Source organism: Massilia sp. ZL223 (assembly GCF_018119395.1).
Lineage (GTDB): Bacteria > Pseudomonadota > Gammaproteobacteria > Burkholderiales > Burkholderiaceae_D > Telluria.
Genome location: NZ_JAGPWD010000018.1, coordinates 1 through 20,954, shown reverse-complemented (window position 1 = coordinate 20,954; position 20,954 = coordinate 1). Strand labels below are relative to the sequence as shown.

General features: G+C 65.9%; 17 protein-coding genes and 1 riboswitch. Of the genes, 8 read left to right on the top strand and 9 right to left on the bottom strand.

The features are described 5' to 3' along the window. Positions 1 to 6 precede the first annotated feature (6 nt). Complete coding sequence (locus KBW95_RS12765) at positions 7 to 1,098, top strand: glycoside hydrolase family 43 protein (RefSeq protein ID WP_211528407.1); 1,092 nt, start codon at positions 7 to 9, stop codon at positions 1,096 to 1,098. Between the two features lie 68 nt (positions 1,099 to 1,166). Here KBW95_RS12765 and KBW95_RS12760 read toward each other — a convergent pair whose 3' ends face one another. Then, positions 1,167 to 2,957, bottom strand: coding sequence for a S8 family serine peptidase (locus tag KBW95_RS12760; RefSeq protein WP_211528406.1), 1,791 nt, complete (start codon positions 2,955 to 2,957; stop codon positions 1,167 to 1,169). A 91-nt stretch (positions 2,958 to 3,048) separates the two neighbouring features. Continuing rightward, a riboswitch (cyclic di-GMP riboswitch) is annotated at positions 3,049 to 3,137 on the bottom strand. Positions 3,138 to 3,478: 341 nt separating this feature from the next. Here KBW95_RS12760 and KBW95_RS12755 point away from each other — a divergent pair. Further along, positions 3,479 to 4,843: a family 43 glycosylhydrolase gene (locus KBW95_RS12755; RefSeq protein WP_211528405.1), complete on the top strand. Its 1,365-nt coding sequence runs from the start codon at positions 3,479 to 3,481 to the stop codon at positions 4,841 to 4,843. A 41-nt stretch (positions 4,844 to 4,884) separates the two neighbouring features. Here the strand turns inward: KBW95_RS12755 and KBW95_RS12750 are convergent, their stop codons facing one another. The 4 genes from KBW95_RS12750 to KBW95_RS12735 are packed head-to-tail and all read right to left on the bottom strand — an operon-like array spanning position 4,885 to position 7,864. Next, complete coding sequence (locus KBW95_RS12750) at positions 4,885 to 5,610, bottom strand: amino acid ABC transporter ATP-binding protein (RefSeq protein WP_211528404.1); 726 nt, start codon at positions 5,608 to 5,610, stop codon at positions 4,885 to 4,887. 15 nt (positions 5,611 to 5,625) lie between these two features. Further along, positions 5,626 to 6,318 (bottom strand): amino acid ABC transporter permease, encoded by a 693-nt coding sequence (locus KBW95_RS12745; RefSeq protein WP_211524995.1) that lies wholly within the window; start codon positions 6,316 to 6,318, stop codon positions 5,626 to 5,628. A 19-nt stretch (positions 6,319 to 6,337) separates the two neighbouring features. Continuing rightward, the gene (locus tag KBW95_RS12740) at positions 6,338 to 7,033 is read right to left on the bottom strand and encodes an amino acid ABC transporter permease (RefSeq protein WP_211524994.1); all 696 of its coding nucleotides are present in this window, start codon (positions 7,031 to 7,033) and stop codon (positions 6,338 to 6,340) included. A 3-nt stretch (positions 7,034 to 7,036) separates the two neighbouring features. Beyond that, complete coding sequence (locus tag KBW95_RS12735; protein WP_211524993.1) at positions 7,037 to 7,864, bottom strand: ABC transporter substrate-binding protein; 828 nt, start codon at positions 7,862 to 7,864, stop codon at positions 7,037 to 7,039. Positions 7,865 to 8,052: 188 nt separating this feature from the next. Here KBW95_RS12735 and xth point away from each other — a divergent pair, with 188 nt between their 5' ends. Both xth and KBW95_RS12725 read left to right on the top strand, forming a co-directional pair. Then, positions 8,053 to 8,838: an exodeoxyribonuclease III gene (gene xth / locus KBW95_RS12730; RefSeq protein ID WP_211528403.1), complete on the top strand. Its 786-nt coding sequence runs from the start codon at positions 8,053 to 8,055 to the stop codon at positions 8,836 to 8,838. A 71-nt stretch (positions 8,839 to 8,909) separates the two neighbouring features. Next, a complete protein-coding gene (locus tag KBW95_RS12725) occupies positions 8,910 to 9,539 on the top strand; it encodes a LysE family translocator (protein WP_211528402.1) in 630 nt (209 codons plus the stop codon). 60 nt (positions 9,540 to 9,599) lie between these two features. On the opposite strand, the gene KBW95_RS12720 is transcribed toward KBW95_RS12725, so the two are convergent. From KBW95_RS12720 to KBW95_RS12710, 3 genes are all read right to left on the bottom strand, one after another. Next, positions 9,600 to 10,679 carry a catalase family protein gene (locus tag KBW95_RS12720; protein WP_211528401.1) on the bottom strand — a complete coding sequence of 360 codons (1,080 nt, stop codon included), beginning with the start codon at positions 10,677 to 10,679 and terminating at the stop codon, positions 9,600 to 9,602. Between the two features lie 66 nt (positions 10,680 to 10,745). Then, positions 10,746 to 13,145 (bottom strand): TIM-barrel domain-containing protein, encoded by a 2,400-nt coding sequence (locus tag KBW95_RS12715; RefSeq protein ID WP_211528400.1) that lies wholly within the window; start codon positions 13,143 to 13,145, stop codon positions 10,746 to 10,748. A 178-nt stretch (positions 13,146 to 13,323) separates the two neighbouring features. Then, entirely contained in the window at positions 13,324 to 16,047 is a 2,724-nt protein-coding gene (locus KBW95_RS12710; RefSeq protein WP_211528399.1) for an EAL domain-containing protein, read from the bottom strand. Positions 16,048 to 16,270: 223 nt separating this feature from the next. Between KBW95_RS12710 and KBW95_RS12705 the strand changes: the two genes are divergently transcribed. The 4 genes from KBW95_RS12705 to KBW95_RS12690 all read left to right on the top strand — a co-directional run bounded on the left by KBW95_RS12705 (position 16,271) and on the right by KBW95_RS12690 (position 20,579). Then, the gene (locus KBW95_RS12705) at positions 16,271 to 16,759 is read left to right on the top strand and encodes a hypothetical protein (protein ID WP_211528398.1); all 489 of its coding nucleotides are present in this window, start codon (positions 16,271 to 16,273) and stop codon (positions 16,757 to 16,759) included. Between the two features lie 115 nt (positions 16,760 to 16,874). Continuing rightward, entirely contained in the window at positions 16,875 to 17,429 is a 555-nt protein-coding gene (locus tag KBW95_RS12700; protein ID WP_211528397.1) for a hypothetical protein, read from the top strand. Between the two features lie 324 nt (positions 17,430 to 17,753). After that, positions 17,754 to 19,268, top strand: a complete 1,515-nt coding sequence (locus KBW95_RS12695; protein ID WP_211528396.1) for a peptide MFS transporter — start codon at positions 17,754 to 17,756, stop codon at positions 19,266 to 19,268. Positions 19,269 to 19,364: 96 nt separating this feature from the next. Then, entirely contained in the window at positions 19,365 to 20,579 is a 1,215-nt protein-coding gene (locus KBW95_RS12690) for a pyridoxal phosphate-dependent aminotransferase (RefSeq protein WP_211528395.1), read from the top strand. Positions 20,580 to 20,585: 6 nt separating this feature from the next. Here KBW95_RS12690 and KBW95_RS12685 read toward each other — a convergent pair. After that, on the bottom strand, positions 20,586 to 20,954 hold a 369-nt coding region (locus tag KBW95_RS12685), incomplete at its 5' end, for a response regulator (protein ID WP_211528394.1).

The window sequence follows — 20,954 nt, the reverse complement described above, 5'->3', positions numbered from 1 at the left end:
TCGCCAATGAAAAGAATGTCTCGCCTGATAACGCGATCGCTGGTGCTCGCCGCGTCAATCGCTCCGGCCATGGCCGTGCATGCAGCCAATCCCATCGTTCCGGGCTGGTACGCCGATCCAGAGATCCGCATCTACGGCAAGACTTACTGGGTCTACCCGACCTACTCGGACCATTTCGGCAAGCCGGACCAGTCCAGATCCTTCACACCCGAGCAGATGCGGATGCGCGCGCAATCGAAGCTGATCTGGGAACCCTATCTGAAGCAAACCTTCATCAACGCGTTTTCCTCCCCGGACCTGGTGAACTGGACCAAGCACGAGCACGTGCTCGATGTCGAGAACGTCAGCTGGGCAGCGTATGCGGTCTGGGCGCCCTCCAGCATCGAGCACAACGGCAAGTACTACCTGTTCTTCGGGGCCAACGACATCAAGAGCGACGGACAGACCGGCGGCATCGGCGTGGCGGTCAGCGACCGGCCCCAGGGGCCGTTCAAGGATGCCCTCGGGCGTCCCTTGATCGACAAGATCCACCACGGCGCCCAGCCGATTGACCAGATGGTCTTCAAGGACGACGATGGCCAGGTCTACCTGTATTACGGCGGCTGGAAGCACGCCAATGTCGTCAAGCTCGCTCCCGACCTGCTGAGCCTCGTCCCTTTCCCGGACGGCGTCACCTTCAAGGAAATCACGCCCGATCCCGAGTACGTGGAAGGCTCGTTCATGGTCAAGCGCAAGGGCGTGTACTACCTCATGTGGTCGGAAGGCGGATGGACCGGACCGGATTACCGCGTCGCCTACGCCATGGGAAAGTCCCCAACGGGTCCTTTCAAGCGGGCCGGAACGATCCTGGCTCAGGACCGCACGGTGGCGAAGGGCGCGGGCCATCACTCGGTGATCAACATCCCGGGCACCGACGACTGGTATATCGCCTACCACCGCCGCCCTGTCGGCACCGACAACGGCCATCACCGCGAGATGGCGATCGAACACCTGTACTTCAACGACGACGGCAGCATCCGGCCCGTCGTCATGACGAAGGAAGGTGTGGCGCGGCGCCCCCTGCCCCAAGGCGGCGCGACTCGCCCGGCCGCTCCATAAGCGAAGCTGCACGCAAAGAAAAAATGGCGCCCCGAAGGGCGCCATGCTTGTTGCTGCTGCCTTGACGATCAGCGCACGGTCACGCTGATGGTGCGGGTGGTGGTGTTGCCGGCACGGTCACGCGAGGTGGCGGTGATGCTGTGGGTGCCCTTGCCCGACTTCTTGCTGTTCCAGCTGTAGGCCAGCGAACCGCCGGTGCCGGTCGCCTTGACGGCGCCGTCGATGGCGATGCTGTTGGTGATGCCAGCCGCGCCGGCGTTGTCCGCGGCGCTGACGCTCACCGTCACCGAGCCGCTCACGCTGCCGCCGTTGACCGGGTTGTTGATGGCCAGGGTCGGGGCAGTGGTGTCGGTGGTCGTGGTGGTGGTCGTGGTGCTGTTGGCAACGTTGACCGACACAGGCGCCGAGCTGCCGGCGTTGCCGGCGGCGTCGTAGGCGACGGCGACCAGGCTGGCCATGCCGTTGGCCACGCCGGCCGAGTTCCAGCTGAAGCTGTACGGAGCCGCGTTGTCGCTGGCGACCACGGTGCCGTTCACCTTCAGGTCGACGCGGGCCACGCCCACGTTGTCGCTGGCGCTGACGTTGACCGGCACCAGGCCAGTCACCGAGCTGCTGCCCAGCGGCGCCGAGATGGCGGCGCTCGGTGCGGTGCTGTCGACAGCCGATGCGTAGCCGCGAGCGGCGGTCATGGCGGCGGCGGCGTTCACACGGCCGTAGCCGAAGATCGGATCGCGGCCGGCGGCGCCGAGGTCGACCGCGGTCTTGAAGATCAGCGATTCGATCTGGGCGCTGCTCAGGTCCGGACGGGCAGCCATCAGCAGGCCGGCCACGCCGGCGCTGATCGGGCTGGAGAACGAGGTGCCGCTCTTGGTGGTGTAGCCCAGGGTGCTGGTGGTGGTCCAGATGCCGGTGCCCGGCGCCGCCAGCGAAACGAAGCTGCCCCAGCTCGAGAAGCTTGCGCGGTTGTCGTAGTTGTCGGTCGCCGACACGATGATGTAGCCGGTGTCCGGAGCCACGCCCTCGTCGCGGTTGTTGTTACCCGCCGAGATGAACACCAGGCCGCCCTTGTTCTTCATGTAGTTCGACGCGCTGCGCACCGACGAGCTGTTGGCGATGCCGACGAAGCTGACGTTGGCGACGCGCGCGCCGTGGTCGGCGGCCCAGGTGATGCCCTTGGCGATGGTGCTGGCGTAGGCGTGGCAGCCGGTGCTGTCCTTGTAGGAGATCTGGATCGGCATGATGCGGGCCGCGCCTGCGATACCGGCAACGCCCAGGCCGTTGTTGGTGGTCGCGGCGGCGGCGCCGGCGGCGGCCGTACCGTGGCCGCACAGGTCGGTGACGTCGGTGCCGCCGTTGACGGCGTTGTAACCGGCGACCATGCGGTCCTTCAGGTCAGGGTGAGTGACGGCGACACCGGTGTCCAGGATCGCAATGGTCACGCCCGTGCCCTGGGAGCTGTCCCAGGCGGACGTGGCGCCGATCTTGCCGATGTGCCAGGCGCTGCCGATGTACGGATCGGTGACCGCCAGGGCGACCGTGGCTTTATAGTCGAGTTCGGCGAACTTGAATTCCGGACGGCGCGAGAACTTCTCGACGGCGTCTTCTTCCGACAGGCCCGGCGGCAGCATGACCACGTGCAGGTTGCTCTGGCCCAGCTTTTCAGCCGACTTGCCGCCGTGCGCCTTGACAGCTTTGTCGAGCTCGCCTGCCGACACGCCGGCGCGGGTTTCGACGATGATGCGGCCGCGCGCGAATTCACCCTTCGGTGCGGCGTGGGCGTTCGACGCGCCGATCAGGGAAACGAGGCCCGCTGCGAAAGCGATGGAGGTCTTGCGGAAGGTGGCGGAGGTAAATTGCATGACTAGCTAATCCTGTAAGTTGGCGACATCCAGGATTGCTAGCAAGCGAAGTGCATGTGAACCGGAGGGTTCACGGGTTGCACGGATCGACACTGGCAGTCCTGCCGTCATCGAGCCCGAAGGCTCATTAGACCGTTGACTTTGCGTCCTCCGCTTTCGCGGAGTTTGCCCTTTTCAGACACTGACCCGAGTATAAGCACGTTTTTTCCCAGTGACAATCGGTTTCAAACAAATGTTGTTGCGGATCGGCGATTTTTTGCTTTTCCTTGGGACAAAGATGTCTCCCTCACTCTAGAGCTGGTGAGCTCATCAGCAAGCTTGTCGATTCGATCATGGGTAGTTCAATAATGGAAATGCTCTTGACCGGCAGTTACTATTGGTTAACTCATTGACATGCGGATTGCATAGACCGGGATACCGAAAAGTGCATCGCACACGCGATTAATTTCATTGGTGGCGCACCCTGCCCGCGCCTACCCTGGCTGGGCAGTACATACACAACCACAAGAACGGAGACCTCTATGAAAAACCTGCTGGCGACCCTGTGCCTGCTGGTCTGCGCCGCTTCCGCGTCGAGCATCGAGCTGGCTGGGCTCAAGAACGCCCACGACCCGGGGACGATCACCAAGGACGGCGACACCTATTTCAACTTCACGACCGGTACCGGCATCTGGTATTCGACCTCGAAGGATCTGGTGACCTGGAGCGGCGGACCGGGACCGGTGTTCACCACCTATCCCGCCTGGATCAAGAACAAGATTCCGAACTTCAGCGGCTCGTTCTGGGCGCCGGACCTGATCAGGATGAACGGCTACTACTATCTGTACTATTCGGTATCGACCTTCGGCAGCTCGAACTCGGCCATCGGGGTGGCGCGCAGCGCTTCGCTCAAGAATCCCGCCTGGACCGACCTCGGCATCGTAGTCGAGTCGTTTGGCGGCAGCGGCGAGATCAACGCCATCGACCCCGCCCTGTTCCGCGACCACGACGGCAAGGTCTACATGTCCTGGGGTTCCTTCTTCGGCGGGATCGGACTGGCCGAGATCAACCAGGCCACCGGCAAGCTCGCCGGCAGCGTCAGCACGATATGGGGCGGCGGCCACCGCGACATCGAGGCGCCCTATATCACCCGCAACGGCAACGACTATTACCTCTTCGTCAACCGCGGCAGCTGCTGCAAGGGCGCCGACAGCACGTATTACGTCGAAGTCCAGCGCGCCACCAACATCCGCGGACCCTATTCCGGCACGCGCACGGTGCTGCCGGTCACCGATGGCAAATACCGCGGGCCGGGCCACGTGGGCGTGCTGAAGCAGGACGGCTGCCACTTCGTGTCGACCCATTACTACGACCTGAACGACGGCGGCAATGCCAAGCTGGACATTCTACGCATGAGCTATGCGAACGGCTGGCCGACCCTGACGCGTAATTTCAGCAACTTCGCCGGCTGCGGCGGCATCAGCGATGGCCTGTACGCCTTCAGGTCGCGCCTGAGCGGCAAGGTCCTGGGCGTGGCGGGCGCCTCGACGGCGGATGGGGCGCTGGTGCAGCAGGCCAGCGACGCCAACGGCAGGCACCAGCAGTGGTACCTGATTGGCCAGGGTGACGGTTACTACAGCGTCATCAACGCCAACAGCCTGCGCAGCCTGGACAACTATGGGAATTCGACGACGGCGGGAACGAATATCGCCCAATGGGGCTACTGGGCGGGCGCAGGCCAGCGCTGGCGCTTCGCCAGCCCGGCGGCCGGGTATTTCACGGTGGCGAACCAGCTAAGCGGGATGGTGCTGGACGTGCAGAACAAGAGCACGGCGGAGAACGCGCAGATCATCCAGTGGCCAGTGAATAACGGCAGTAACCAGCAGTGGTCGCTGGTGGTCAAATAGGGCCTGCGACCCGACGCCGAGTCCCGGAACGACGATGCTGTTTAACGGAGAACGTCAGCCAGGAACTGCTGCGCGCGCGGATGCCGCGGGTTGGTGAAGAACTCCTCCGGCTTGGCCTGCTCGAGGAGCTTCCCCTCGCTCATGAACCACACGCGGTCCGACACCTCGCGCGCAAAACCCATCTCGTGGGTGACGCACACCATGGTCATGCCCTGCCTGGCGAGCGAACGCATCACCTGCAGCACCTCGCCCACCATCTCCGGATCGAGCGCGCTGGTCGGCTCGTCGAACAGCATGATCGGCGGACGCATGGCCAGCGCCCGGGCGATCGCCACGCGCTGCTGCTGGCCGCCGGACAATTCGTTCGGGTAGGCGCCGTGCTTGTGCGCCAGCCCCACCTGGTCCAGCAGCTGCATGGCGTACTCGCGCGCTTCCTTCGCGGTGGCGCGCTTGAGCTGCACCGGCGCCAGGGTGCAGTTCTCCAGCACCGTCAGGTGCGGGAACAGGTTGAAGTGCTGGAACACGAAGCCGATCCCTGCGCGCAGGCTGTTGACGTCCAGGCCGCGCGCATGGATGTCGCGCCCGTCGATCTCGATGCGGCCGCCGTCGATTTCCTCGAGCCGGTTGAGGGTGCGGATCAGGGTCGACTTGCCCGAACCCGAGGGGCCGCACACGACCACCACCTCGTTCCTCTCGACCCTTTCGCTCACGTCGACCAGGGCGTGATAGTCGCCGTACCACTTGTTGACTTTATCGAGAACGATCATCGTTCACACATCCTTTTACAAAACCCGCAACGGCCGGCGCTGCAGGCGCCGCTCGAGCAGGAAGGCCAGCCGCGACAGGCCGAAACAGAGTACGAAATACGTCAGCGCCAGGATCAGGTAGACCTCGACCGCCTGGGTGAACACCAGGGTGTTGACCTGGGTGGCGATGAAGGACACTTCCGACAGGCCGATGATGTAGCCGAGCGAGGTCGCCTTGATGGTCGACACCAGCTGGCTCACCAGGGACGGCAGGCCGTTGCGCACGGTCTGGGGCAGCACCACGTGGCGCAGCGCCTGGCCATAGCCCAGGCCCAGCGAGCGGGCGCTTTCCAGCTGGCCCTTGGGCAGCGCACGGATGCCCGCCGCCACGATCTCGGCCAGGTAGATGCCGTCGAAGAGCACCAGCACCATCAGCATGGTGGTGGCCTGGCCGGTCTTCACCCCGGTGACGGCAGGCAGGAAGAAGTAGACCCAGAACACGACCAGCAGCAGCGGCACGCCGCGCACCAGCTGCACCAGGGCGGCCACCGGCCAGCGCAGCGCGCCATAGGGGCTGACGCGCGCGATGCCCAGCAACAGGCCGAGCGGCATTGCCAGCACCAGGGCCGCGCCGGACAGCAGCACGGTGAGCGCCAGGCCGCCCAGCGGGCCGTCGGGGTATTGGCCGACCAGGAAGTACAGCCAGTAGGTATCGATCAGTTCGAGCATCGCGAAGCTTCCATGTAGCTCAAGCCGGACGGACCGGATAGCGGCGCTGGTAGAGGTGGGCCGCCAGCGAGATCAGCAGCGACACGCTCAGGTAGGCCAGGGTCGCGAAGGTGAAGGCCTCGACGCTGCGGAAACTCGCGGTTTCCACGCGCGCAGCCTGGTACATCATCTCGGCGGCGCCGATCACGGTGGCCACGCTGGTGTCCTTCCACAGGTTGACGGTCTGCGACAGCAGCGGCGGCACCGAAGCGCGCAGCGCCTGCGGCAGCAGGACCAGGCGCACCGCGGCCACCCGGCCCAGGCCGAGCGAACGCGCCGCCTCCAGCTGGGTCGGCGGCACCGAGCGGATGCCGCTGCGGATGTCCTCGGCCATGTGCACGCCGCTGTACAGCGAGAGCGCGATCACGGCGCACACCGCTTCCGGATTGTGCGCATACAGGAAGTCGCGCGCGGCTTCCGGCAGCAGCTCGGGAAAGGCGAAGTACCAGAACAGCAGGTGGGCCAGCAGCGGCACGTTGCGGATGCCCTCGACAATGGCCGCGCCCGCGGCGCGCGCCAGCGCGAACGAGGACGTGCGCATCACGGCCACCAGCGCACCAAGGGGCAGCGCAAAGGCGAAGCTGATCACGGTCAGCTGGAGCGACAGGACCAGGCCCTGCACCAGCCAGTCATGGTACTGGCCGGATTGCAGGATGGATGGATCGAAGAACTGCAAGATTTAAATCTTGTCGGTGGCGATCTTGAACTGGCGCTTGGCGATGTTGGCGCGGGTGCCCGGACCGTACCACTTGTTGAACAGCTGTTCGGCCGCGCCGCTGGCTTCCAGCTCGCGCAGGGTCTGGTCGACCACCGCCTTCAGGCTCTTCTCGCCCTTGCGCAGGCCCATCGCGATCGACTCGTTGCCGATCGAGGTCGGCAGGATCGAGAAGCCCTTGGCGGCCGGGCCCAGCTTGCCGTAGTCGGCCAGCAGCGAGGATTCGTCGTTGACGTAGGCAACGCCTTTACCCTGGCGCAGTGCCTGGAAGGCTTGCTGGGTGTTCTCGAAGGTGACCACGTCGGCGGTCGGGACGGCCTTGCGGATATTGGTTTCCTGGGTGCCGCCGCGCACGGTGACGACCTTCTTGCCGGCCAGCTGGCCCAGCTGATTGATGCCGCTGGCGGCGCGCACCATCACCTTGGAGCCGGTGACGAAATGGGTCAGGGCGAAATCGACCTGCGATTCGCGTTCCTTGTTGTGGGTGAGCGTGGCGGCCAGGATGTCCACGTGGCCTTGCTGCAGTTCGGGGATGCGGGCCGAGACGGCCATCTGCTTGAACACCGGCTTGACGCCCAGCTTCCTGGCGACGGCGGTGGCCAGGTCGATCTCGTAGCCCACCAGCTGGCGGGTCTTCGGTTCGATGAAGCTGTTCGGCTCGTCGGTGCCGAGCACGCCGAAGACGATCTCGCCCTTCTTTTTGATGTCCGCCAGCTGGTCGGCCTGGGCGGCGCCGCTTAGCAGCAGAGACAAGGCGGTGGCGCTGATGACAAAATGACGGCGGCTGAGCATGGGTTACTCCAAAGCTAAAAATATTCGATCCCAGCAGTATATGACAAACGCATATATGCCAAAACGAATAAATAACCATAAGAAAATGCTCGTTTCGCTATAAAGGCCGTGTTTCACTCGGCAATGCGTGCGACGAAAGCGGCGCGGCACAGGCAAAATCCAACTCAACCACTCTTCCGGAAGACACCATGCTCGTCGTCACCTACAACGTCAACGGCATCTCCAGCCGCCTATCCGCCCTGCTCCAGTACTTGGAAGAACGCCAGCCAGACGTTGTCTGCCTGCAGGAACTGAAGGCCGTGCACGAAAAGTTTCCAGAGACGGCAATCCGGGACGCCGGCTACCACGCGCTCTGGATCGGCCAGAAAAGCTGGAACGGCGTGGCCATCCTCACGCGCGACGGCCCGGCCCAGGAAGTGCAGCGCGGCCTGCCGGGAGATCCGGCGGACGAGCAGAGCCGCTACCTGGAGGCCGCCTACCAAGGCATCCTGGTTGGTTGCCTGTACCTGCCGAACGGGAACCCGGCGCCGGGCCCCAAGTTCGACTACAAGCTGGCCTGGTTCGAGCGCCTGATCCAGCGCGCCCAGGGCCTGCTGGATACCGGCGTGCCGGTGGTGCTGGCGGGCGACTACAACGTCATGCCCACCGAACTGGACGTCTACAAGCCGGAACGCTGGCTGACCGACGCCCTGTTCCGTCCCGAGACCCGCGAAGCCTTCCACCGGCTGGTGGCCCAAGGCTGGACCGACTCTCTGCGCGAACTGCATCCGGGCGAAACGATCTATACCTTCTGGGACTACTTCCGCGACGCCTTCGGGCGCAACGCCGGGCTGCGCATCGACCACCTGCTGCTCAGCCCCGCGCTCGCGCCGGCCCTCAAGGCGGCCGGGGTCGACAAGTTCGTGCGGGCGCGCGAGAAGCCCAGCGACCACGCGCCGACCTGGGTCGAGCTCGACCTGGATGCGATCTCCTGAGCAAGGCCGGGAGTGCACGGAAAGGCAAAGCTGCGTTATCCTGTTTGCCCTTTTGTTATTTTCCCTGCCCGATGCTGTCGCCTGAACAATTTGCCGGCTTCCTGGCCGCCGCCGTCCTGATCACCCTGTCCCCGGGTCCCGACAATCTGATGGTGCTGAGCCTCGGCATCGCCAAGGGCCGCGCGCGCGGCATCGCCTTTGGTCTGGGCTGCGCGCTCGGCTGCCTCAATCACACGATCCTCGCAGTCATTGGCGTGAGCGCCCTGATCGCGGCCTCGCCGGCAGCGTTCACGGCGCTCAAGGTCGCGGGCGGCTTGTACCTGATCTGGATGGGGTGGCAGGCGATTCGCAGCCGAGGGGGCGCGAAGGTCGGTGCGGCCGGTGCAGGTGCGGACGAGACGCCGGGCAAGCTGTTCGTGAAAGGGCTGGTTGCGAACTCGATCAATCCGAAGGTGGTACTGTTCTTCCTGTCTTTCCTGCCGCAGTTCGTGGTGGCCTCGCGCGGCGATGCGAACTGGCAGACGGCGGCGCTGGGGGTGACCTTCACCTTGCAGGCGGCACTGCTGTTCGGGATGCTGGGGTATTTTTCGGGGGCGATCGGGCAGTGGCTGAATCGCACGCCGACGGCGGGAATGTGGCTGGATCGGGTGGCGGGGGCGATCTTTATCGGGTTGGGACTTCGGCTGATCGTGTCGCGGTAATTCCTTTCCCCACTATCATCAGCCCGTCGTTCCGGGACTCGGTGGCCGGATGAACGTTAGCTAGCTGCGCGCAGCCGGCTCGTGGATCGGGCACCGATTAAACTCCGACCGCAACTGCCTCGACGTCGCCATCACCTCCTTGCGCGCCCGATTGATCGCTCCAAGCGGCCGATGCGCGCGCAGGCAGTTCCACGGATCGAAGGCCATCCCATCCTCCTGGCGCGGCGACGCAGCCTCGTCCCAGCTGGCCTGCGGCTCCACGCGCAAGCGCGCCACCGCCACATAAGGACTCAGCTCCTCCGGCCACGCCACCGACGCATCCTCGACCGGCATCTTCTCCAGATCCGTGCACAGCTGCACCCGCAGTTCCCACTCCCCGCCATCGCGCAGGAAGTGCGCCGCAATGGCGTCGCGCTGTGCATCCGCATCGTTCGGCAGGCTTGAACCATCGAGCGCAAGCAGCCCTGGCGACACCGGCGCCAGCGAGAACTTCGCCATGTAGTCGCCATACAGGAAAGGCGTCTGCGTGAAATAGGTCTCGCCCAGCGGGTGATGCTGGGGCTCTCCGCCCATCCCCTTGATCTTGCCGCTCTTGCCGCCCAGCGCCTCGACCGCCGCTTCCGCCGTGCGCATCACCGCCGAGATGGCGGACTTGCCGGCCGGCGTGCGGTTGGTGGTGGCGGCCAGCGGTTTGACGTCCGGCAGGAAAGCCTGCGGGTCGGGGCGCGCGAAGGCCGGGCCGTTCACCATCAGGAAGTCCTGCGAGCTGCCCTCCTTTCCGCTATCCAGCCGTTCCCCCGGCACATCCAGGACCTTGAGCGCCACCGCGCGCGGCGTGGAAACGCTGTCGGGCAGCTGCTCAGCCGGCGGCGAGGACCAGCGCAGCAGCACCTCATAGGCGCCGGCTGCGGAGAACAGACCTTGCGCAAAGGGCGGCGGCAGATCGCCGATGACCGTGAGCCTGCCGCGCAGCAGCGCGTGCCCCTTGGCGTGGACGGCGCGGTGCGCATGCCCTTCGGCCTCGGCCACCTTATGGGCCATGCCGGCGAAGACGTTTTGCAGGGAATGGATGGCTTCAGCCTCGTCCACGGCAATATGCTCGTAGCCGGGCTGGTAGCGCAGGGGTTCGAAAGCGGTCATGGGAAGCTCCGTCAAAGGAGCTTCCCACTCTAGCGAAATTCGCCTGGTGGCGACGTTCGCCTGGTCTTACAGGGTGATGACGACCTCGCTCGACTGCTGCTTGCGCGCCGGGACGGCCACTTCCAGCAGCTTGTGCTTGGCGTTCCAATTGAAGCGTGCCGCACGGCCATCGACGGTCACCGCGCGCGGCGAGGCCTGCACGTTGTGCACCTTCAGCGCGAAGCCGCGCTCGGCCGCCTGGTAGGCCTTGCCGGTCTCGGTCTCGAAGGCCACTTCCAGCTTGCCGCTCGCGTACTTGCTGGCGAAGCGCACGATCTCGTACTGGCCCTTTTCGTAGGCCTGCGCAGTCTCGCCGTCGTCGTCGTACAGTTTGCCGCTGGAGGCGGCAACCGAGGCGTCATGGTAGTAGTGCAGATCGATCCGGCGGCTGTCGTAGTCGCGCGTGGTCTGCGCCACCTTGGCCATCGGGATGAAGGCGCCGGCGCGCACATACACGGGGATGTGCGCCTCTTCCGGCTTGACCACCTCGATCACGCCGCCATTGTGGGCGGAACCGGTATGGAAGTCGAACCACAGCTTGCTCGAGGTCGGGAACACGACTTCGGTGCGCGTCGCGCCAGGCTCCACCACCGGCGCCACCAGGAAGTCCGGGCCCCACATATAGGTGGTCGAGCGGTCGGCAGGCTTGTCCGGATCGGGCTCGACGAACATCAGCGGACGCATCAGCGGCATGCCGGTCTGGTTGTTGTCGAAGGCGATGGTGTAGTTATACGGCAGCATCGCGTAGCGCAGCCATACCGCTTCGCGCGCCAGCACCTTGGCGCGCTCGCTGCGGAACACCGGCTCGGACGGCACGGCGTCCTGGGCATGCGGACGGAACACCGGCTGGAACACGCCGTACTGCAGCCAGCGCACATACAGCTCGTCGTCCAGCACCGCCCCGGCGAAGCCGCCCAGATCCGAGTGCATATAGGCCAGGCCCTGCATGCCCATCTGCAGCGAGATCTCCATCTGCGACTGCAGGCCGCCCCAGCTGCGGCTGACGTCTCCCGACCACGGGATCATGCCGAAGCGCTGCGAGCCCGAGTAGCCCGCGCGCATCAGGATGAAAGGGCGCTCGTTCGGGTAGTCCTTCTGGTAGCCTTCCGCGATCAGGCGCGCCCAGTCATGGCCGTAGATGTTGTGCACCTGGTCGGCGCTGCCGGCCGCGTGCAGCAGCGCACTCGGATGCACCTCGGGTTCACCCAGGTCGCCCCACCAGCCGCCCGCGCCGCCCTGCTTCAGGCCCTTGTAGATATTCCAGAACCACTCGCGCCCTTCCGGCTTGTACAGGTCGACCAGGCCGGTGTTCCCGAAGTAGAAGTCGTACACGAAGGGCTTGCCGGCGGCGTCCGTGGCCAAGACCTTGCGGTCGACCGCCTCTTGCCAGCGCTTGGAGGTGGTCAGGATGAAGGGCTCGGTAATGAGGATGGTCTTGACGCCCTTCTTCGCGAAGTCCGCCATCATCTTCTCGGCGTTCGGGAAGGTGTCGCGGTCCCAGTCCAGGTTGCCCATGGTGCCCTTGACGGTCTTGCCGAACCAGTACAGGTCGAGCACAACGGCGTCGAGCGGAATCTTCTCGGCGGCGAACCTGTCGACCACGGCGCGGGTTTCGGCTTCGCTCTTGTAGCCGAAGCGGCTGGCGAAGTTGCCGAAGGCCCAGCGCGGCGGCAGCGGCTGGCGGCCGGTCAGGCTGGTGTAGCCGGCCATCACCTGGTCCCAGTTGTCGCCCGCGACCACCTGGTAGGTCTTGCGGCCACCGCCCACTTCGTAGCGCAGGGTGCCGTCGCGGCGGCTGTCGAAATCGAGCCAGCCGGTCTGCGGGTTGTCGAAGTGGATCGCATACAGCTTCGAGGACAGCGCGACCGGAATCGTGTAGTTCAGCAGCTGCGAGGTCTTGCCGTAGCCGTAGTCGGCGCGGTTATACAGGCGGAAGCGGTTGCCGCGGCGGTTCATGCCGACCGCGCGCGCGCCGGCGCCGTACAGGGCTTCGCCGCCGTCCAGCGCGAACTCGATCGATTCCAGCGCTTCTTCCTTCATGCGCGCGTAGCCGCGCTTTTCCGCCACCAGCGGCTTGCCCTTGTAGGCATAGCTGATGCGGAAGGGCTGCTTGTCCACGGTGACGCTGATGCCCTCGGTGGCGTAGGTGATGCGGCCGCCCTCGTCCTTCAGGGTCGCGGCGATGGGCGCCGGGGCCAGCACGACCGCATGCGAGGCAGAATCGGCGCGTTCGCCCTTCGGCACGAAGGTGGTCTCGACGATGTTGGCGGCATACGGACGGATCAGGTAGCGGCCGTCGTTGGTCGCGATCTCGAGCGTGTTCTGGTTGCGCGTGACGCCTTCCAGGTGGCGGTCGGCATTCTGGGCGAAGGCAAGCGGGCTGGCCATCAGGCACAGCGCCAGGCGGGCTAGCGTGGTCGTTGTCATGGGTTGTAGTCGTTGTTCTGGTTGTCGTGAACAGGCGGCGGGCTACCCGGCCGCAAGTGAGAGCATGACACAAAACCAGGCACGCGATGTAGTTTTGTTTCATCGGAGCGCGCATACCGGCTAGTGCGGCAAGGCTCAGCGTCCATACAGCTGTAATCCGGTAACATGGACACCGATCCTATCGTGCTGGCTGGAAGGCGCGCCTTCCCACCGGCTGGGTCTCCCCGGGCGGCACCGGCCGCGAGAAGAAGTAGCCCTGGCCTTCGTCGCAGCCCAGGGTCTGGAGCAGCTGCATCTGCCTCTGGTTCTCCACGCCCTCCGCCACCACGCGCATGCCCAGCGCATGCGCCATCGCGATCATCGACGCGATCAGGGTGTCGCCCTCCGGATGCTCGATGCGCAGCACGAAGGCGCGGTCGATCTTGAGCACGTCGAAGCGCAGCCGCTGGAGCTGGGACAGCGAGGAATAGCCGGTGCCGAAATCGTCGATGCACAGCTTGATGCCCAGCTCGCGCAGCGCGCCGAACACCTCAGACTCTCCGATCCCCTCCTGCATCATCGACGACTCGGTGAGTTCGATCTCCAGCAGCGCCGGATCGATGCCGTGGCGCGCGATCGCATCGCGGAACAGCGCCAGGATGTCGCACTGGCTGAACTGGCGCGGCGAGACGTTGACCGACACCGGCACCAGCACCGCGCCATTGCGGGCCCAGTGGGCCAGCTGGCGGCACACGCTGTCGACCACCTGCTCGCCCAGCCGCACGATCAGGCCGGTCTCTTCCGCCAGGGGGATGAAGCGGTCCGGCCCGATCAGTTCCTTGCCCGGACGCTCCCAGCGCACCAGCGCCTCCATGCTCGACGCCGTCCCCGCGCTCAGGTCCACGCGCGGCTGGTAGTGCACCACGAACTGGTGCTGGTCGAGCGCGCGCCGCATCTCCATCTCGGTCTCCAGGCGGGTGCGGATCGCCTCGTAGAAGCGCGACTGGAAGAAGCGGTACTGTCCCTTGCCCTCGGTCTTGACCGAATACATCGCGATGTCCGCATGCTTGAGCAGGGTTTCCGCATCGCCGCCATGTTCCGGGAACAGGCTGATCCCGATCGAGGCGTTGAGCACATGGGTGCTGCGCTGCAGGTGGAAGCCATCGCGGAAGGCGCCCAGCACCCGGCCGGCCACCTGCTCCACGTCGGCCGGGCCGCCGGTCTGCTCCAGCACCACCACGAACTCGTCGCCGCCCAGGCGCACCACGTGGTCGCGCGGGCGCACCGCGGTCTTGAGGCGCTTGCCGACGGTGCGCAGCAGTTCGTCGCCTGCCGCGTGCCCGAGCGCGTCGTTGACGGTCTTGAAGCCGTCCAGGTCGATGAACAGCACCGCCAGTCCCTGCCCGGCCGCCTGCGCACGCTCGATCGCCTTGGGCAGGAACTGCTGGATCCAGTAGCGGTTCGGCAGGCCGGTGAGCTCATCCGCGTTGCTGCGCCGTTCCAGCTCGGTCAGGTGGGCCTTGCTCTCGCTGATGTCGCGGATCGTGACCGCCAGGTCGCCGCCGGCCCGCACCGCCTTGTAGCGGATCCAGCGCGCCCGCAGGAGCTGGTCCGGGCCGGCGTGCACCTCGAGCTCGCGGTCGTACATGCCGGTGTCGAGCGCCTGGCACAGGCGCGCGCAGGCCGCGTCGAACAGCTCGCCCTGGTAGAACTCGGACAGCCGGTGCCCGATCAGTTCCTGCGGGCGCTTCCCGAACATGTCGGCCCCAAAATGATTGCAGTCGGCGATCTCGAAATCCCGGACCACCCCTTGAGCGTCGCGCACCGGGCGGTTGATGAAGAATCCTTCTCCCGCCTCCTCGGTCGCGAGACGGTAGGTGGAGCGGATCGCCTCCATCTGGTAGCGCCTCCACTTGGCGTGCACATAGAAGCTGGTGACCAGCAGCGTGACCAGCACGATCCATGCGGTATTCCACCATGCGCCGCCGATGGCGCTTTGGCGGTGCTCCCGGTAGGGCGCCATGGCCGAGTATTCGTCGACGCCGACGATGCCGACCAGACCCAGGTCGGGAAAGCTCCGCCAGCCCAGCACGCGGCTGCGCCCGTCGGCAAACCAGTCCTGGCCGCCGACGCGGCGGACGCCCGCGGCCTCGGCCGGCATGGCCGTGCGCAGGAAAGGCGCGCGGAAGGAATGCACCGCATTGCCACTGCGGGTCGCCACCACCGCGCCATCGATCCGCGTCAGGCCGACCATGCCGAACTCGCGCAGGATCGGTTCGGCGTAGTGCTGGGTGAAGAACGACGGGGATACGGAAATCAGTACGACGCCTTCGAACTGGCCGTCCGGCGCCAGCAGCGGACGCGAGAAAGCGATGACTTCGCGCTTCGACAGCCGCCCGTCCAGCGGTCCGCTCAGGTACAGCTTGTCGCCGGCGGCGCGCTGCTGTTCGACGAAATAGGCCTGGTCGCCGACATACATGCCGACCGCCTGCGGATGGGTGCTGGTGACGATGCCGCCAAAGCGGTCGATCAGGGCGACCGCGGCAATATACTGCCTGGAAAATATCCCCGTCTCGATGGTGCCGGCCAGGTCCATCCGGTGTCCCGAGCTCGCCCACTGGTGGCGCAGCAGCAGCAACAGCCGGTCGGTATCGCCGATCGAGCGCCGCGTGCGGATGACGTAGCTGCGCGCGTAGGCGTCGACCTGCTGCTCCAGCTCGGCCTGGCGGTCGATCCGTTCATGCTCGAGGTCGAACAACACATAGCCCCACAGGACAATGGCGGCCGCCAGCGCGAGCGCCGGCCACACGAGCAGCAGCGACAAGCGCTGGCGCAGGAAGGCCAGGAAGGGACGCAGGTGGCCGAGCGCCCCGCTGCCGATCCGGGCGCCGGCCGACATTGCCTTGTCGGGTTGCTGGTTCATGCATTCCTGCAGGGATGGGTCATGAAAGCGGCGAGTCCAGTATAACGCGCTGACTACAGACACAGAGGCGGGCACGGCAGCCGATTCGCATAAACAACTCGACAATGTTGTTACAGCTCGTGACAAATTGACGAAATTTCCACATAACAAATGCGGCTACACTCGCTGTTTTTGAAAGCAGGGAGCAACAGCAATGGCCGTGAGATATCCGAAATGCAGCCATATGCGCTCACTCGACGCGGTCATTCCGGATTGCCAATGTCCCGCCTGCGTCGTCCGCTACGCCGGGTTCGAGCGCCGTGCCGCCGCTCCATCGCATCCCGCTCGCCATTTGCTGGCTGGCCTGCGGCGCGGCCCGGCGCCGGGCACGGTGTTCAAGATCGTTGTGCTGGCGGCGCTGGCATGGGGCCTGAATCAGGCCATCAAGCACAGGCAGATCCTCGCTTCCCAGGAGGCCAGCGCCCCGCCCGCCGCGATGCTGCACATGCCCCAGCAGGAGGCGCACCTGCTGCGCAGCATGCCGGACCGCCTCGAAGCAGCCTGCGAGCGCACCAAGGACGCGTTCAGCCAGCAGGAATGCCGTGCCCGCCTGCATGAACGGGGCGGCGCGTGCGTCGCGCATGTCGCGCAGGCCTACCCACGGGAAGCCGGGGGGTTCGATCGCATGGCGGTGATCGTCCACGCCTACCAGGACTGCGTTTTCGGGACCTAGTCGCGACATACCGGGCCTTTGCCCAGCCGGGCCCGCGTGACAATGCGCGGAATTTCCCCTAGGCAAATGCCGCTACACTTGCGGTTTTGACAGCAGGGAGCCCCAGGCAATGCCGGTGATTTGTCCAAAGTGCAGCCACGTACGGCCCGCCGATGCGGCCAACCCGGATTGGCAATGTCCCGCCTGCGGCATCTGCTACGCCAAATTCGGCGCCCCTCCCACCGAACCGCAAAGGCCTGCGCGCGAACCTGGAGCGGGCGCCAGGCACAGCTGGGACCTGGGCATGCTGTTCAAGATCGTCCTGCTGGTGGTGCTGGGCTGGGGGCTGAACTACGCCATCCAGCGCAGGCAGAACGCCGAACCCGAAGAGGCCGTGGCCGTGGCCGAGCAGCCCCGGTCCGGCGACGGCGCCGGTGTGGCCTTCGCCGATGCGGTGCTGAAGATGTCCGAGGTGGACGCCACCGTGCTGCGCACCCTGCCGGACCGCCTCGAAGAAAGCTGTGGGCGCAACAAGTACCGGCTCGGCGCACAGGAATGCCGGACCCGCATCCACGAACGGGACGAGCGGTGCCAGGCCCAGGTCGCGCAGCGCTACCCCGGGCAGATCGGGAATACGGAGCGCATGGCGGCGATCGTCAACGGCTATATGCACTGCGTGTTCGAGCAGTAGCCGTGACGCCGGTCCATCATAATGGCGCCAGGTCGGCGCCTGGCTCGACCATGAGATCGAGTTGGGCGCACGACGCTACCCCTTGCGCATCTATGCCAAGCCCGGTGCGGGCGGCTACATGATCTCGAACGTCGGCCGGGGATTCGAGATGGCCGTGCTCCGCAATACCTCCTGCTGCTGAGCTGTCCGGAGGACAGGAAGTTGCGCATTCTCGCAACACGCTGCCGCAGCGCACCATTTGTCAAGATTGATTGTTGCCGGCAAGGCGCGTAGGATCGCCGCTTTATTGCCGGGTTACCCCGGGCTAACATCTTCAGGAGACATATGGACAGGCATCTTCCGCCAACGGTCGGCCAGGGCCCCAGCCAGACCCGATCCTTCCTCACGCTCGCGCTGATCGAGCTGTGGGAGCGCTTCGGCTACTACGGCATGCAGGCGCTGATCGTGTATTTCATGGTGCAGCGGATCGGCTTCGAGGACAGCCGCGCCAACCTGGTATGGGGCGCGGCCGCCGCGCTGATCTACGTGGCGCCGGCCATCGGCGGCTGGATCGGCGACAAGGTGCTGGGCACCCGCCGCAGCGTGCTGCTGGGCGGCGCCATCCTCGGCCTGGGCTATGCGTTGATGGCCGTCCCCACCACGAATACCTGGTTCACCTTCTCCGCGCTGGGCGTGATCGTGGTCGGCAACGGCCTGTTCAAGCCGAATAACGCCAACCTGGTGCGCAAGATCTACGAAGGCGACGATTCCAAGATCGACAGCGCCTTTACCATCTACTACATGGCGGTGAACGTCGGCTCCACCATCTCGATGCTGGCCACCCCGTGGATCAAGGACTACGTCAACGCCACCTACGGCAACCAGCTCGGCTGGCACGTCGCCTTCGGCGTGTGCAGCGTGGGCATGATGATCGGCCTGATGACCATCACCGTGCTGCGCCATACCGTCAACCACATCGGCTCGCCGCCGGACGCCCAGCCCCTGCACATGGGCAAGCTGATGGCCGTGCTGGCCGGCGCCGTGGTGGCCGTCGGCGCCTCCGCCGTGATCCTGGAATACCAGGCGCTGGCGCGCGCCTTCGTCTATGTGGCGGGCCTCGTGGTGCTGGGCATCTTCTTCCACCTGATCCGTTCCAGCCAGCCGAGCGAGCGCGCCGGCCTGGTGGCGGCGCTGGTACTCACCCTGCAAACGGTGTTCTTCTTCATCTTCTACCAGCAGATGTCGACCTCGCTGTCGCTGTTCGCGCTGCGTAACGTCGACCTGGAGTTCACCCTGTTCGGCATGCACCTGTGGACCTGGTCGCCGGCCCAGTTCCAGGCGCTGAACGCGATCTGGATCATGGTCCTGAGCCCGGTGCTGGCCTGGATCTACACCCGCGCCGGCAAGAGCGGCAAGGACTTGTCGATCGCCGCCAAGTTCGCGCTCGGCTTCACCGTGGTCGCCGCCGGCTTCTTCACCTATGGCGTCGCCGGCCAGTTCGCCGTCAACGGCCTGACCTCGTCCTGGATCATGATCGCGGGCTACGGCCTGTATTCGCTGGGCGAACTGCTGGTGAGCGGCCTGGGCCTGGCCATGATCGCGCGCTACGTGCCGGCGCGCATGGGCGGCTTCATGATGGGCGCCTACTACGTAGGCGTGGGCATCTCGCAATACCTGGGCGGCGTGGTGGCCAACCTGGCGGCCGTGCCGAGCGACATGGTCGATCCGGTCCAGACCCTGCCGGTGTACACCAGCCTGTTCAACAAGCTGGGCATCGCGGCTATTGCTTGTACACTCATTGCGCTGGCGGCCCTGCCGCTGATGCGCAGGCTGACGGCTACCCATAATTCACATCAATAAGCTCATCAGTAAGCATCCCCGTGGGCAGGCCCGTGCGAACGGACCTGCCCACATTCTTGTAAGATGGCTGGATTCGCCAACACGCAATCCACCAGCATGTCATTCACCACTTCCCCCGACTCCCAGGCCGCGCGCGCCCTCCAGGTCGCCCAGCGCGTCCACGCCATCGAACCCTTCCGCGTCATGGAAATGGTCAAGGCCGCCGGCGAACTCAAACGCGGCGGCGCCGACGTCATCAGCATGAGCGTGGGCGAGCCCGACTTCACCGCGCCCGACATCGTGGCGTCCGCCGCCATGGAAGCGATCCGCGGCGGCGTTACCCAGTACACCGATTCGCTCGGCCTGCGCGAGCTGCGCGAGGCGATCTCCGGCCATTACGCGGCGGTCCAGGGCCTGGACATCGATCCGCGCCGCATCGTCGTCACGGCCGGCGCCTCGGCCGGCCTGCTGCTGGCCTGCGCCGCCCTGGTGGCCGAAGGCGACGAAGTGCTGATGCCCGATCCTTGCTACCCGTGCAACCGCCACTTCGTCTCGAGCTTCGGCGGCACCCCGGTGCTGGTGCCCTCCCCGAGCGAAGACCGCTACCAGCTCAGCGCCCGGCACGTGGCCGAGCGCTGGAACGCGCGCACGCGCGGCGTGCTGGTGGCCTCGCCCTCGAACCCGACCGGGACCTCGATGACGCCGCAGCAGCTGCGCGACATGCTGGCCGCGGTGCAGGCACGCGGCGGCTTCGCCATCGTCGACGAGATCTACCAGGGCCTGAGCTACGACCACAAGCCGCTCAGCGCGCTGGCCGTGAGCGACCAGGTCATCACCGTCAACAGCTTCTCCAAGTACTTCAACATGACGGGCTGGCGCCTGGGCTGGCTGGTGGTCCCGGACGAACTGGTGCCGGTCTTCGAAAAGCTGGCCCAGAACCTGTTCATCTGCGCGCCTACCGTGGCCCAGCATGCGGCCCTGGCGTGCTTCCACCCGGAGGCGCTGGCCATTTTCGAGGAACGCCGGCGCGAGTTCCAGCGCCGCCGCGACTTCCTGGTGCCGAGCCTGCGCGAGCTGGGCTTCCAGGTGCCGGTGATGCCGGACGGCGCCTTCTACGTGTATGCGGACATCCACGAAGTGGCGCACCGCGACCGCGCCGACAGTGCCGCCTTCAGCATGGCGCTGCTGCGCGACGCCCATGTGGCCATCGTGCCGGGCGACGACTTCGGCTTCGCGGCGCCGGCGCGCCATGTGCGTTTTTCGTATGCGACCAAGTACGAACGCATCGAGGAAGCGCTGGCGCGCCTCGAGCGCCAGCTCGGCCACGCCTGAGGAAGATCACTGCCTGGCGCCGAGCGCCTCCAGCAGCGCCGCCGGCCCCACCGGCTTGACCAGGTAGCGGTCGAAACCGGCCGCGATGGCCCGTTCGCGGTCGCTGGCGTGCCCGTAGCCGGACAGCGCCACCGCCAGCGGCGCGGCCCCCGCGCTGCCCTCGCGCAGGCGCGCGATCAGCTCGTAGCCGTCGATGCCCGGCAAGCCGATATCGCATACGATGGCGTCGTAGTTACCCGCCAGCGCCAGCGCCAGGCCGGCATGGCCGTCGGCGGCGACGTCGACCTGGTGGCCTTCGATGTCGAGCAGCATGCGCAGCACTTCACAGGCGTCTGCGTTGTCCTCCACCACCAGGATGCGCTGGCCGCCGGCCTG

Coding starts and splice junctions, on each gene's coding strand:
- KBW95_RS12765 (WP_211528407.1), top strand. CDS start 7: ATGAAAAGAATGTCTCGCCTGATAACGCGATCGCTGGTGCTCGCCGCG.
- KBW95_RS12760 (WP_211528406.1), bottom strand. CDS start 2,957: ATGCAATTTACCTCCGCCACCTTCCGCAAGACCTCCATCGCTTTCGCA.
- KBW95_RS12755 (WP_211528405.1), top strand. CDS start 3,479: ATGAAAAACCTGCTGGCGACCCTGTGCCTGCTGGTCTGCGCCGCTTCC.
- KBW95_RS12750 (WP_211528404.1), bottom strand. CDS start 5,610: ATGATCGTTCTCGATAAAGTCAACAAGTGGTACGGCGACTATCACGCC.
- KBW95_RS12745 (WP_211524995.1), bottom strand. CDS start 6,318: ATGCTCGAACTGATCGATACCTACTGGCTGTACTTCCTGGTCGGCCAA.
- KBW95_RS12735 (WP_211524993.1), bottom strand. CDS start 7,864: ATGCTCAGCCGCCGTCATTTTGTCATCAGCGCCACCGCCTTGTCTCTG.
- xth (WP_211528403.1), top strand. CDS start 8,053: ATGCTCGTCGTCACCTACAACGTCAACGGCATCTCCAGCCGCCTATCC.
- KBW95_RS12725 (WP_211528402.1), top strand. CDS start 8,910: ATGCTGTCGCCTGAACAATTTGCCGGCTTCCTGGCCGCCGCCGTCCTG.
- KBW95_RS12720 (WP_211528401.1), bottom strand. CDS start 10,679: ATGACCGCTTTCGAACCCCTGCGCTACCAGCCCGGCTACGAGCATATT.
- KBW95_RS12715 (WP_211528400.1), bottom strand. CDS start 13,145: ATGACAACGACCACGCTAGCCCGCCTGGCGCTGTGCCTGATGGCCAGC.
- KBW95_RS12710 (WP_211528399.1), bottom strand. CDS start 16,047: ATGAACCAGCAACCCGACAAGGCAATGTCGGCCGGCGCCCGGATCGGC.
- KBW95_RS12705 (WP_211528398.1), top strand. CDS start 16,271: ATGCGCTCACTCGACGCGGTCATTCCGGATTGCCAATGTCCCGCCTGC.
- KBW95_RS12695 (WP_211528396.1), top strand. CDS start 17,754: ATGGACAGGCATCTTCCGCCAACGGTCGGCCAGGGCCCCAGCCAGACC.
- KBW95_RS12690 (WP_211528395.1), top strand. CDS start 19,365: ATGTCATTCACCACTTCCCCCGACTCCCAGGCCGCGCGCGCCCTCCAG.